10 protein-coding genes are annotated in these 12757 nt (G+C 67.4%); 1 reads left to right on the top strand and 9 read right to left on the bottom strand.

The features are described from left to right. Window positions 1-6 precede the first annotated feature (6 nt). From AB1281_RS23240 to AB1281_RS23215, 6 genes are all read right to left on the bottom strand, one after another. Window positions 7-2208, bottom strand: coding sequence for a hypothetical protein (locus AB1281_RS23240; RefSeq protein ID WP_430347164.1), 2202 nt, complete (start codon window positions 2206-2208; stop codon window positions 7-9). Further along, complete coding sequence (wecB, locus tag AB1281_RS23235; RefSeq protein WP_430347163.1) at window positions 2205-3389, bottom strand: non-hydrolyzing UDP-N-acetylglucosamine 2-epimerase; 1185 nt, start codon at window positions 3387-3389, stop codon at window positions 2205-2207. The genes AB1281_RS23240 and wecB overlap by 4 nt, the downstream gene beginning before the upstream one ends. Window positions 3390-3655: 266 nt before the next feature. Beyond that, window positions 3656-4690, bottom strand: coding sequence for a fimbrial protein (locus AB1281_RS23230; RefSeq protein WP_119007450.1), 1035 nt, complete (start codon window positions 4688-4690; stop codon window positions 3656-3658). Then, window positions 4681-7245 (bottom strand): fimbria/pilus outer membrane usher protein, encoded by a 2565-nt coding sequence (locus AB1281_RS23225; protein WP_430347234.1) that lies wholly within the window; start codon window positions 7243-7245, stop codon window positions 4681-4683. Before AB1281_RS23225 ends, AB1281_RS23230 begins: the two co-directional genes overlap by 10 nt. Window positions 7246-7337: 92 nt before the next feature. Continuing rightward, window positions 7338-8066, bottom strand: a complete 729-nt coding sequence (locus tag AB1281_RS23220; RefSeq protein ID WP_430347162.1) for a fimbrial biogenesis chaperone — start codon at window positions 8064-8066, stop codon at window positions 7338-7340. 85 nt (window positions 8067-8151) lie between these two features. Then, on the bottom strand, window positions 8152-8691 hold the full coding sequence (locus tag AB1281_RS23215; protein WP_188487722.1) for a fimbrial protein: 540 nt from the start codon (window positions 8689-8691) through the stop codon (window positions 8152-8154). Window positions 8692-9151: 460 nt separating this feature from the next. Between AB1281_RS23215 and AB1281_RS23210 the strand changes: the two genes are divergently transcribed. Continuing rightward, window positions 9152-9517: a hypothetical protein gene (locus AB1281_RS23210; RefSeq protein WP_014645902.1), complete on the top strand. Its 366-nt coding sequence runs from the start codon at window positions 9152-9154 to the stop codon at window positions 9515-9517. A 16-nt stretch (window positions 9518-9533) separates the two neighbouring features. On the opposite strand, the gene pncB is transcribed toward AB1281_RS23210, so the two are convergent. The 3 genes from pncB to AB1281_RS23195 all read right to left on the bottom strand — a co-directional run bounded on the left by pncB (window position 9534) and on the right by AB1281_RS23195 (window position 12508). After that, complete coding sequence (gene pncB / locus AB1281_RS23205; protein WP_430347161.1) at window positions 9534-10715, bottom strand: nicotinate phosphoribosyltransferase; 1182 nt, start codon at window positions 10713-10715, stop codon at window positions 9534-9536. Window positions 10716-10820: 105 nt separating this feature from the next. Then, window positions 10821-11660, bottom strand: coding sequence for a glycosyltransferase family 2 protein (locus AB1281_RS23200; RefSeq protein WP_135966743.1), 840 nt, complete (start codon window positions 11658-11660; stop codon window positions 10821-10823). Further along, window positions 11657-12508 carry a glycosyltransferase family 2 protein gene (locus AB1281_RS23195; RefSeq protein ID WP_430347160.1) on the bottom strand — a complete coding sequence of 284 codons (852 nt, stop codon included), beginning with the start codon at window positions 12506-12508 and terminating at the stop codon, window positions 11657-11659. Before AB1281_RS23195 ends, AB1281_RS23200 begins: the two co-directional genes overlap by 4 nt. Between the last annotated feature and the right edge of the window lie 249 nt (window positions 12509-12757).

Here is a 12757-nt window from a genome sequence, read left to right as displayed (position 1 = left end):
GGTGGATCAGTGCCCTGCGTTGGCGGACTTGCGGCGGCGCACCTGGGTAACGCGGGCGGCCAGCAGCGCGAATACGATCACGCCGACCAGCAGCAGCAACCAGACCATGTGCCGTTCCCACTTCGATTGCGGATTGCCGTCCTGCGCGATACGCGTGCCATAGGGATCCTGGCGGTCGAATTCGCGCACGGCATCACTGCCGTCGAGCACGGCAAGATCGCCCTGCAGCAGCCGGAACGGCGCGCCGAACGACGGTGCCTGCGCACCGAGGTCGCTGTAGAGCACGCCCAGCTGGCCACCGGACGACCCCACCTGCACCACGGCAGCACGATCCAGCCCGCTGACATCCAGCAGCGGCTGCGGCGTGCCGCCGATCAGCAGGTGGCCCTCCTTCAGGCCGGCCACATCAACACCGGAGGGCGCCACGCCGAACGCCAGCCACGGCGCGCCCGGACTGACCGCGGCACCGGCATCGACCACCTTCAGTTCCGATGCCTCCGGCGACGCGCCCACCGCACTGGCCACCGCGATCACCTTGCCCAGCGAGGCCGGTGCATCCTGCAGCCAGGTGCCGGGCACGAACACCTGGTTGCCGCGCGACAGCTGGCTGCTGGCACCAACGAAGTCACTGCCCAGCGAACGCTTGGCCAGGGTCAGGTGGCTGCTGGGCAGGATCGAGACCGGGTAGCCGGTGGCCGGATCGTGGCAGTACGGCCGTGCCGGCTGGCGCAGGAAGCTGACACGGATCTCGTTGCGCGCCGACAGGGCGTAGGCCGGCACCTTGGCCACCAGCCGTTGCGGCTGGCCGTTGGCCGACAACACCTTGCCGCCCAGCAGGTAATCGTTGAAGTAGATCGTCGCCACCGCGCCCTGCCCGGCCGCGTTGGGTGCCGCCGAGACATCGATCACCACTTCCTCGGGCAGGCGCCCATCGGCCGACAGCGCGCCGAGGTCGAAGCTGGCACTGCGATCGGCGCGGGTCACCACCTCCATCGTGCCGGCGATGTTGCCGAGCCGGCTCAACAGCACCTGGTCACCGTCCAGTTTGGGTGTTCCTGCTGCGCTGACCTGCAGGCTGCGCCCCAGCGCGTAGCTGCGCCACTGTTCGGCGAACAACCCGGCAACCTTGCCTGCCGCTGCCGGGTCGACCACCAGCGTCGGACGGCCGGCAACGGCGACCACGCTGACCGAGGCGTTGGCGGCGGGCTTTTCCAGCCCGCCCATGTCCGCGCTGCGCCAGGCACCGAAGGCCGTGCCCGCATCGGCACCCGCGGCGCCGACCTGGGCAGCCAGCGCATCCAGCGCCGCGCGTACGCCGGCGCGCAGTGCGTCACTGCCGATCATCACATCGGCCGCCAGCGGCCCACTGTCACGCAGCGACAGCAGCGCGCCGACTTCGGCCAGGTCCTTGATCGCGTGCGCGCGCTCGCCCGTGGCCAGCGCGGCGTAGGCCGGCACGCCCTGCAGGCTGGCCGGGATGCTGATGCCGGCCAGGTCGACGCTGTCACCGACCTTGGGCAGCGCCACCACCTGCACCTGCTTGCCGCCGGCCTGCAACGCGGTACCGATGCGCCAGGCGGCATCATAGGTTGGCGCCTGCAGCGCCTTGCCATCCACCAGCAGGCGCACCTGCGGTGGCAGCGCGCCCCAGGCCTTGGCCACGGTATCCACGGCACGCCCGTCGAAGCGGTAGCTGAAGCGCGAATCCGGCGACAGCCGCAGCACGTTGGCCGGTGCGCTCTGGTCGGCACACTGGTAGTCAGACACGATCGACCACCAGCCGACGCCGACCCGCACGAAGCCGTTCTGGCGGGGTTCGCCATCGATGGCCAGCAGCTGGCTGGCATCGCCCTGCGCGTCGGTGATCGAGCGCGCGACGATGGGATCACCATCGACCGACCACAAGCCCGAGGTGCGCCCGGCGTGGCCGCGCACATAGCGCCCGTCCAGCTGCAGCTGCGCATCGCGGGTGGGAACGCCGGCCGGCACCGGCAGGTAGACCTCGCGCTGGCTCTCCTGCCCGCTCAATACCAGTGGCTGGCGGAAGCCGAGTTCGCGCAGGGTCATCTGCCGGTTCACCGTGCTGTCGCCACTCCATTCGGCGAACTGGCCGGCGACGCTGTCGGCGGCATGGGCTGTGCCGACCGCGCCCGACAGGACGAACGCGGCAGCGGAAGCAAACAGGGGAGAGCGGCCGGTCTGGGTCATGGCGTCACTTCATGCGGATGGAGGTGGGCGGCACCGCCACTGCGGAGACCGGGCGAGAATTCGGGAAGGGGCGCACCACGCAGGGCGGCGACGATGCGGGCGCTGGCGCGGCCATCGCCGTAGGGGCTGGCGTCGGGATCGAAGCGGGTTGGCTGCGGGGGGTGTGCCAATACCGCGTTGACCGCATCGACGATGCGCGAGGGCGTGGTACCCACCAGCGTCACCACACCGGCCTCGACCGCCTCCGGCCGTTCGGTGACGTCGCGCATCACCAGCACTGGTTTGGCCAGCGCCGGCGCTTCTTCCTGCACGCCACCGGAGTCGGTGAGGATGACGTCGGCGCGCTGCATCAGGCGCACGAAGCGCAGGTAATCCTGCGGTGGCACCAGGTGCACGTTGTCGAGGTGGCCGAGGTGGGCGTTGACCGGGCCCTGCACGTTCGGGTTGAGGTGCACCGGGTACAGCACCTGCAGGTCCGGCCGCCGCGCCAGCTCAGCCAGCGCACGGCAGATGTCCTCGAAGCCCTGGCCGAAGCTCTCGCGACGATGGCCGGTGACCAGCAGCAGGCGGCGCGCGGGGTCGAGCATGTGGAAGGGTTGGTCGGCCTGCGCGCGCAATGCCGGATCGGCATCCAGCCGCTGCACGGTCTGCTGCAGGGCATCGATGACGGTGTTGCCGGTGACCAGGATCTGCCCGCCCAGATGCTCACGGGCCAGGTTGGCGCGAGAGCCGGGAGTGGGTGCATACAGCTGATCGCCGACCACATCGATCACCCGCCGGTTCATCTCCTCCGGCCATGGCCGGTTGATGTCGCCGGTGCGCAGGCCGGCCTCGACATGGCCGATCGGGATGCGGTGGTGGAACGCGGCCAGGGCCGCGGTCATCGCCGTGGTGGTATCGCCATGCACCAGCACGTAGTCGGGGCGGACCTGCGTGTAGAGCGCGTCAAGCCGCTCGAACAGCCTGGAGCACAGGCCATTGAGGGTCTGGTTGGGCACCATGACATCCAGGTCATGGTCGGCGGTGATCTCGAACAACGACATCACCTGGTCGAGCATCGCGCGGTGCTGCCCGGTGATGCAGACCACCGATTCGATATCCGCAGCCTGTGCCAGGGCGCGCACCAGGGGTCCCATCTTGATGGCTTCCGGTCGCGTGCCGAATACCGACAGGACCTTCACCGGAGCACTCCCGAAGGCCGGCGCGGAAGGGGGCAAACAGCAGTAGCCACGTCTGGATCCTTTCGGCGTTGCCGTCCAATACCCGCAGGCAGGAGACGGTCACCTCATGAGGAAACTCCAAATTCGCGACATACATCACACTAAGGCGTCTGTATGCGCGTCGTGGCATCGATCTTCATCGTTGCAGGATCAAGACGCAGTCAACGCCGCCCGTGGAACGGGCGACGTTGCGGTGGAACGCAGCAGTGGCGCGGCCTGGAGCCGGCTTACTCGTACTGGATGGTGAACGTGGCCTGGCCGTTCGCGACACCGGCGCCGACCGTACCGGCCTGGGTCTGCACGTAGCGCGCGCGCAGCGGCAGCGCCATGACGCTGGTACCCGGCGCCGTGGTGCCGACGTTGATGGTCTGGCCGAAGCGCACTTCACGCTCGGTGCTGCCATCGCGCTGGACCATCTGGATGCCGATGCGGGTGGCGCTGTTGCTGGCCGCGCTGAGCTTCAGCACGCCCGGCATGTTCGAGCTGTCCTGGTCGGCATCAAGGCGGATGCCGATCTTGCTCTGGTAGGCGGCGACGTTGCTGCCCTGGCAGTTCAGGCGGATCTCGAAATCACGATCGACCGCGCGCGAACCGACACCGGTGAAGGTGGTGTTCGGCACGCTGCCGAAGTCGACGGCGATGTTGCGGCTGCCGGCCTGCACTTCGCAGGTCGGGCTGACCACGGTGGTGCCCGAACCCTTGAAGGTCGAGGTCAGCACCGGACGACTGGCACCATCACCGTCGAAGTAGTAGGTGGTGAAGCGGCCGTTCGGCGCGATCACACCCGAGCCGGTCTGCGCAGCGGTCTTGATCAGCTGGATGCGGAAAGTGCCGCCGATCAGCGAGATGGTGGCGTTGCCGGCAAAGTTGATGGAGTGCGGATAGTAGGTCTGGATGGCGCCGGAATCGCGGAACAGGCGGATGCCCACGCCCGGGACGTCGGTTTCATACACATTGGAGAAACCAGCGACTGGCCGCCGCTGCGCTGCGTTGACGTACTCACCGATGGAACGGCCACCGGACCAGTCGCAGCGCGCAACGCTGTTCTGCTGCGTGATCGATTCGCTGATTTCCTTGATCACGCCACCGACCGGCGTGCTGGGCAGGATCACGATCTGGCCCATGTCCATGGTCACGTCCTGCGCGGTGAACCAGCTGGACTGGATGCGGCACGACGCGCTGGCCTGCTGTGCCAGCAGCACGCCGCCCAGCAGTGCAAGGGCTGTCAGTGCCTTGCGGCCACGGGAAGAGATCATCGGCATGTTGCCTCCAGCGGGATGAAGCCGGTCTTGGACGCATCGGCGCCCGCCGGAACCTGGTAGTCGATGGTGCAGCGCTGATCGGCACCGGCGCCCCACTCCACCAGCAGGCGGCCCTGGTTCTTTTCACTGCGCACGTACAGGCGGCCGCCCTGGCTGACCATGCCGACCGGCTGGCCCTGCTCATCCTTGACCTGCGCACCGAACGGCATGCTGCGGCCATCGGGGTTGCGGACCTGGATCAGCAGCGCGTTGCCCTTGCGGGTGTCGAAGCGCAGGTAGCTGATCGCACCGGCGAACGGCGCGATCGACTGGCTGGTGCTTTCCAGCTCGACGTCGTGGGCCATGCCCTGCGGGTCGAGGGTGACGGTGTTGAGGCGGTACGGCGATACGTACGGCACCACCGCGTAGCCACGGCCATCGACGCGCAGGCCCGGGGCGTTGCTGACGATCGCATCGCGTGCGCCGGGTGCTTCGACCAGCACCATGGTGTCGCCACGCTGCGGGGTGAAGGTAAAGCCGCCCGGATGCACGACCACGCTGCCGTTGGCGCCGACCGAGGCCTGGCGGAAATCACGCGAGTGGCTGTAGGTGGCGTTCAACGCGGAGTAGCGGCTGCGGTATTCGGCATTGGCGATCGCGGTGGTGCCACCTTCGCGGGAATCGGACAGGGCTGCGCCATAGCTGAAGTTGTTGTCGACGCCGGCCGAACCGGTGATGCCGACGCGGCTGTTGTCGTAGCCGCCGCGGTCGCGCACGCCCAGATCGGCACTGAACGACACCGGGTGGGTGCCACGGCCCAGCGGCACGCTCATCGACAGCAGGTACTGGGTGTCGGAACGGCCGAGCACGCCTTCTTCGGTGCGCAGCGCCGAGAAGCCGTAGTTCACCGAGCGCCAGGCGTTGTTGTAGCCCACCTGGTACTGCTTGGAGGTGCCGGAACGATCGTAGAAGTCACGCACCGAACCGGTCACGTACAGCGCACCGCCACGGCGGCCCAGCGGCTGGTTCAGGGTCACCTGGAACTGGCTGCGCTGACGGCCACGGGTGGTCGGGTCGATGCCGCGCTTGTCCGAATCACGGCCATACAGCGCGTCCTGCAGGCTGTAGAAGCCTTCGGTCGAATAGCGGTAGGCGGCCAGGGTCAGGTTGGTACCCGTCTCGCCGATCATGTTGCTGTAGCTCAGCCGCACACTGGCGCCGGTGTGGCTGCCGTAGTGGTCGAACGAGGTACGTGCATGGGTGACGTCGGCAGCGAAGGCACCGACGCGGGTGGACAGGCCGACGCCGTACAGCAGCGACAGGTAGCCATCGCTCAGCGCGCTGCCGCCGTACAGGGTCAGCTGGTTGCCGATGCCACGCTGGTAGGTGCCCTGCACCAGCCAGGGCTCATCGGCCAGCAGCTTGTTGCGCACCTGGCCGGCGGTCAGCGCGTAACGCGACACGCCTTCGCGCAGCATCTGCGGCACCGAGCCGAACGGCACCTTGAATTCACGACGGCGGCCATCGGCCTCGATCACGCTCACTTCCAGGTCGCCGCCGTAGCCGGTCGGGTACAGGTCGTCGATGACGAAGTTGCCCGGCGAGACGGTGGAGGAGTAGATCAGCTGCTGGTTCTGGCGCACTTCGATGCGCGCGTTGGTCTCGGCGATGCCGCGCACGACCGGCGCGTAACCGCGCAGCGAGTCGGGCAGCATGCGGTCGTCGCTGGCCAGGCTGGCACCGCGGTAGCCGATCGAATCGAACAGTTCGCCGGTGGTGTAGGCCTCACCGATGGTGAGCATGCCGCGCACCTGCGGGATGCCGCGCTGCGCGTAGGTGGCGATGCTCTGCCAATGGCGTCCGTCGCCCTCGGACCAGGTCAGGTTGGAGTCGTGGCGGAACTGCCAGCCACCCAGGTTCAGGCCGGCATTGAGGCCGAGATAGGCACTGCGGTTGCGCTGGCCACCTTCGACACGGCTGTTGCTGTCGATGGCATTGAAGCTGTAGCCGACGAAGCCGGCATTGATGCCGCGGTCCCACAGCGCCGGGTTGACGTAGCCGCGTGCCTCACGGCGCAGGAACACCTGCGGGATGCTGAGGTCGTAGCGCAGGTTGCCGCTGTCGTAGACACCATAGGCATTGGCCATGCGCTGCTGCACCGGCACGCAGCTGGTCTTGTCGGTCGGCAGCGTCGGGTCCTGCTGCAGCAGCACGGCCTCGCTGTCCACGCCCATTTCTTCCAGCATCGGCAGCGGCAGGCAGGCGTCGACACGGCCCTGTGCATCGGCCTTGAACTGCAGGTCACGACGGCCCTGCCAGGCACCGTTGACGTAGACATCGACGCGGTAGTTGCCGGCCACCATCGGGTTGCCGTTGCTGAAGGCCGCCAGGTCGACCTGCTTGGCCTGGCCCGACAGGAAGCTGGAATTGAACTGGGCCGATTCCGGTGCACGCGCATTGGCCGCACCACTCTGCGCCATCAGCGCCTGTTCGCCGAGATTGGCCGGAGCAGCCAGCGCCCATCCTGGGCAGGCTGCACCAACAACCAGCAGGCAAAGCGCCTGATGGATCGACAATGTCAATCTGTTTCCGATCACACTGACATTCCTTCAATTCGCCGCACGGCGGCGGTGGCGGGATGCGCAGGCCCATGGCCCGCGCGGCGCGTTCAGCCCCCGGTGCTGCCGAGGCGGACGGTGTGCTCGACCCGGCCGCCGTAGTCGTTGATGGTGATGAAGCGCACCTGGTTGGTGCCCGCCGGTGCGGCGAACTCCAGGCTCTGCTTCGGCGCGACCATCGCGCCCTTGTCCTCGACGGCCTTTTCACTGCTGCCGGTCACGGCATGCACTTCGGCCAGAGTGACGTGGAAGGGGCTCGGGTTTTCCACCCGCAGGCGGTCGCCATTGCGGGTCCAGCGCAGCGCTGCCGGTGCGTCGTTGGCGACGCCCTTCAGGCCCTGCGGCCGGTAGAAAAGCTTCAGGCGCGAGCGGAACGCAACCTGCAGGTAATTCTGTTCACCGTTGTCGGCGTTGTCCGGCGACGGCGGCACGTCCAGCACGTTGAGCCAGAACACCGTCTCGCGATCGGTCGGCAGCTGTGCGCCGGAGAAGATCAGGCGCAGCGCCTGGCTGCGGCCCGGCTCGACGCGCGCGATGGGCGGCGTCAGCACGAACGGAGCATCGCTGGTATCGGCGGTCTGGTTGGCGTCGCCACTGTCGATCCAGGCCTGGACCAGTGCGGGCGAATCGCCCACGTTGTCGACCTGCACGGTGACTTCGCGCGCCTGTGCCGGGTAGATCACCCGCGTGCCATTGACCACCACGCCGGCCAGTGCGTTCTGGCAGAAGGGCAGCGTGAACGCTGCCAGCAGCAGCGCCCGGGGAAAGAGTGCTTTCATCGGAAGTACTACGCTCGAGGGGTGTGGCCAGGGGCCGCGGAGCACTGGCCGGCGCGTACGCCGGCCAATGCGGGTACGACTACGATCAGTTGTAGATGATCGTGTACTTGACGCTGCTGGTGACGTCGCCCGGGGTGGCGGCGGCAGTGGCGTAGTACTCAGCGTAGTAGTTCAGGTCGGCCGAGCCGTCGGTGCCGACGGTGACCCACTGCGAGTTGGTCTGGGCCAGACCAGCGCCAGCAGCCTTGATCGGCAGGAACTGGTTGTTCGAGCCCAGCAGCTGCAGCTGCACGTTGTTGGCAGCGTTGGCCGAAGCCTGGTTGACCAGACGGCCGCTGTTGAAGTCGACGGTCGAACCCGGCTCGAAGTAGGTGGCGACGTTGCCGGCGCTGCACTTGGTCAGGTTGATGGCGAACGGGGTACGGCCCGCAACGGCACCGGCGGTGGCCAGGGTGTTCTTGGACACGGTCGGCAGGTTGACGGCGAAGTCCTTGCCGCCCGGGGTCGAGATGGTGCAGGTCTTGTCGGTCACCTTGCCATTGAAGGTGATGGTGCCGTCGGCGGCGTTGGCGGCCAGCGGAGCGGCGGCCAGCATCACAGCGGCGATGAGATTGATCTTGTGCATTCGCTTTTACCTAACCCTACTGAAGAGATGAGAAGTAGAGGAGGAAGCAAGGAGCACTGCCGGGCTAACAAGACCCATCCTTGCGTCTCACCTGTGGCCGGACTCGGACATACCTTCCCCTGAATCCGTGACGCAAGTATATGCACAACTGTGATGAAAGTCTCATTATTTTTCTGAACGCCAATTCATTGACGCCCTAAATGTGACGTGATAGGCGGAATCGGGGTCAGGGGCGCGTGGAGGATTTGACGGTGGGGCGGCCAGGTCACAGACGACCGTGGATGACGCCTTGAGCGGCGCGTTCGGCAGGCGCGGAAACAGGCCCTTTTTCAGGTGGAAATCACCTTATTTGATGCGCATCACTCTTTCTTGGTGATGGCCCTAGCAGATTCGGATTTGTCCTATTAAAGGCGGATCGAACCTGTCGCTAACTAGGACACACCGAACCAGAGAACGTGTCATGAGGAATTCCATTCTGCTGTGTGTGGCCCTGATGTCCGTCAGTGCGCTGGCCCAGGCCAGCAGCGGCAGCATCCGTTTCAGCGGCCGCATCGCCGAGCCGGGCTGCACGACGAACCTGTCCCAGGGTGAGCTGAGCCTGGCGGCCTGCCCGCCGTCGGCCAAGGGCTCGACGGTGGCCGTGACGGCGCTGGCCGATGGCCAGGCCGCGACGCTGCGCGATGGCAAGCGCCAGGGCCAGAAGCTGTCGGTGTCGGCCAGCGCGATGCGTGCCGGCGATATCGCCTTCTCCGAGCGCTACAGCGTGCAGGCTTCGAAGCAGCAGCCGCTGCAGGGCGCTTACCTGGTGGTCGTCGACTACCTGTAAGCCCTGCAGGCCGGCCTTACTCCGGCTGCGGCAACTCGAAGACCTGGCGCAGGTAGGCCAGGTAACCCGGGTCGTCGCACATGCTCTTGCCCGGCGAATCGCTGAGCTTGGCCACCGGCTGGCCGTTGCAGCGGACCATCTTGATGACGATGTTGAGCGGCGTCGGGCCCAGATCATTGGTCAGGTGGGTGCCGACGCCGAATGCGACCTGGCAGCGACCGCGGAAGTAGTCGTACAGGCGCATCACCTTGGCGATGTCGAGCCCATCGCTGAACACCAGCACCTTGCTGCGCGGATCGACCCGGCGCTGCTGGAAATGCGCCAGCATGCGGTCACCCCAGTCGAACGGATCGCCGGAGTCATGGCGCACGCCGTCGAACAGCTTGCAGAAGTACATGTCGAAGTCGCGCAGGAACGCGTCCAGGCCGACCACGTCGGACAGCGCGATACCCAGATCGCCGCGATACTCGCGCGCCCACGATTCCAGTGCCGCCACCTGCGAATCACGCAGGCGCGGGCCGAGGGCCTGGAACGCCTGCAGGTACTCATGGGCCATGGTCCCGTGCGGCGTCATGCCGTACAGGCGCGCGAAGTGCACGTTGCTGGTACCGACCAGCTGCGGGCCGAGCGCGTCGCGCAGCAGCGGCAGCAGACGGGCATGCCAATCCCGCGAGTAGCGGCGGCGGCTGCCGTAGTCGGCGATGCGGCACTGTTCGAAGCCGGGGGTATCGCGCAGCAGTGCGGCCTTGGCCTGCAGGCGGCGCTCGCCCTCGGCGAAGTCGGCCGTGGTGGTGTTGCGGAACCAGACTTCGTTGATGATCGCCAGCAGCGGCACTTCGAACAGGATGGTGTGCAGCCACGGGCCGGTGATGTCCAGCTCGATCTCGCCGGGCACGGTCTTCGACGCGCGCAGCTGGATGTACTTGCGGTCGAGGTGGAACAGGCCGAGGAAATCGGCGAAGTCCGGCTTCACGAAGCGCAGGCCACGCATGTAGTCCAGCTCTGCGTCGCTGAAACGCAGGTTGCACAGGTGGTCGATTTCTTCGTCGATCTGGTCGATGTAGCTTGCCAGGTCGATACCGGGCGTACGGCACTTGAACCGGTACTGCACCTGGGCGCCGGGGTGCTGGTGGAGCACCGCCTGCATCATGGTGAACTTGTACAGGTCGGTGTCGAGCAGGGACTGGATGATAGGCATGGGGCGGATTATGCGCCCGGCGGAGTGAACCGTGGGCGCGCTCGCCTTCCGTAGAGCCGAGCCCACGCTCGGCTGGATTTGCCTGAGCCGAGCGTGGGCTCGGCTCTACAACGACCTGCGCAGCAGCCTCGGCACCAGCATCAGCGCATGCGCCCAGATCGCAGCCCATACCGCCGCGCGCACCGGCAGCGAACGCTGCCCGGCCTCGAACTTCTGGAAGTAACGCCACAGCCCCCTGTGCTTGTGCCATTCCACGAAGAACGGCCGTGAGCGGCTGGAGACACCGCGCACATGGGTGACCTGCAGGTCGTTGGCGATCGCCACCACCGCGCCGGCCTCGCGTGCGCGGCGGCACAGGTCCAGGTCCTCGGCGTGCAGGCGATAGCCCGCGTCCCAGCCGCCGATACGGTCGAACAGCGCACGCGGCATCATCAGCAGTGCGCCGGACAGCGCAGGGACCCGCTGCAGCGCCTGGTGCGGTTCACGCGGAACCGCCAGCTTCGAGCCCTTGCCGGGCGAACGCAGCATCATCAGGAAATCCGGATCGCGGCGGCGCACCGCCTCGTCGGCATGGCCATGCTCGTCCACCTGTTCAACGCCCAGCAGGCAGTCGCCCAGCGCTTCGGCGCGGGAGCGCAATTCGGCCAGCGTGTCCGGCTCGACCATCAGGTCCGGGTTGATGAAGGCCAGCCAGGGGCTGTGCGAGTCGGCCACGCCCTGGTTGTTGGCGGCGGCGAAACCGGGATTGTCCGGGTTGCCGACGAAGCGCACGCGCGGATCGTGGCTGGCATGCCGCTGCACGATGTCCAGCGTGCCATCCAGCGAACCATTGTCGATCACCCGGATCTCGGCCACATCCTGCGCCTGGCGGAGGCGTGAGAGGCAGGCATCGATGGTGCTGCCACTCTGGTAGGTGACGACGATGGCGGCAATGGCAACATTCAAACGGGTGGCTCCGGCGCGGACGGGACGAACAGGTCGCCCTGTTCCTTCGGCATTATCGCCTGCCGCATGCGCTGCTGCAGGTCGGCGCGCAGCCCGTGCAGCGGGTCGTGCATCAGGAAATCGGCCAGCCGCGGGACCCAGGCCGGCCAGCGCGCGGCCAGGGCCTCCAGATCGCCATCGCGGCTGACCGCCTCCCCTGCCCGGCTGACGAAGGCGGTCTCGCACAGCACGTTGCGCCAGCCAAGACCGGCCATGCGCAGGCTGAGGTCGACCAGCGCCGCGTTCCAGCCGGCATAGCTGTCCACGTCCAGGCCACCGGCACGACGGCGCGCGTTGCCGCGCACCAGCACCGCGTGGGTGACCGCCGATGGCAGCTCCGGGTGCAGCGTCGGCAACGTGGCGCAGGTGTGCGCCAGCAGGGCCGGGTCCTGCGGTTCGGGATTGATCTCGCCCAGCCGTGGCCACGCGGCGGTCTCGCCGGCATTGCACCAGGGGGTTGCGGTGGCGATCGCGGCATCGCGGGCGAAGGTATCCTGCAGCTGCTGCAACCAGCCGGGTGATGGCACGCTGTCCGGCGCCAGCACGGCCACGTCCAAGCCATCGCAGGCACGCAGCATCTCGTCCAGATGGGCGACTTCGCCCAGTGGCCGCGCGCGCCGGGTGTACTCGGCCTGCAGCGGCGTATGCGCCAACCAGTGTTCCACTAACGCCTGCGCGCGCGGCCCGGTCTGTGCGTCATCGGCCAACCAGACCGCGGTCCCTGGCGCCGTGCCGGCATCCAGTGCGGCCAGGCAGCGGTCGAGCGCGGCATCGTCCACGCACAGCGGCAACAACACGATCGCCCCCATCCCGCCTCCGTGGTTGTCGGTGGCCACAGCGTAGCACCGGGAGGGTATCGGCCGGGTTGCACCCGGCACCTGCGGTAGTGCCGGCCGCTGGCCGGCAGCAGCCGAAGCAGAAGCTGGGTTCCTGGGGAATGGCGGGGTGGGTCCGGTTGCGGAGGACGCCGTAAATACGTCCCTGTAGGCTCGGTCGCGCCATCCATGGCGCTCACGCCCCCGCAACCGGACCCACCCCGCCTTCGACAGATTTCTGCG

The organism is Stenotrophomonas sp. NRRL B-14846 (assembly GCF_050473585.1).
In the GTDB taxonomy this organism is placed as follows: domain Bacteria; phylum Pseudomonadota; class Gammaproteobacteria; order Xanthomonadales; family Xanthomonadaceae; genus Stenotrophomonas.
Note: the sequence above shows the minus strand (reverse complement) of the source record. Positions and strands in the feature narration are given on the sequence as shown.

Bases quoted from the DNA above. Each gene is read 5' to 3' on its own strand.
- AB1281_RS23240 (WP_430347164.1), bottom strand. From the start codon at position 2,208: ATGACCCAGACCGGCCGCTCTCCCCTGTTTGCTTCCGCTGCCGCGTTC.
- AB1281_RS23210 (WP_014645902.1), top strand. From the start codon at position 9,152: ATGAGGAATTCCATTCTGCTGTGTGTGGCCCTGATGTCCGTCAGTGCG.
- pncB (WP_430347161.1), bottom strand. From the start codon at position 10,715: ATGCCTATCATCCAGTCCCTGCTCGACACCGACCTGTACAAGTTCACC.
- AB1281_RS23230 (WP_119007450.1), bottom strand. From the start codon at position 4,690: ATGCCGATGATCTCTTCCCGTGGCCGCAAGGCACTGACAGCCCTTGCA.
- AB1281_RS23195 (WP_430347160.1), bottom strand. From the start codon at position 12,508: ATGGGGGCGATCGTGTTGTTGCCGCTGTGCGTGGACGATGCCGCGCTC.
- AB1281_RS23220 (WP_430347162.1), bottom strand. From the start codon at position 8,066: ATGAAAGCACTCTTTCCCCGGGCGCTGCTGCTGGCAGCGTTCACGCTG.
- AB1281_RS23215 (WP_188487722.1), bottom strand. From the start codon at position 8,691: ATGCACAAGATCAATCTCATCGCCGCTGTGATGCTGGCCGCCGCTCCG.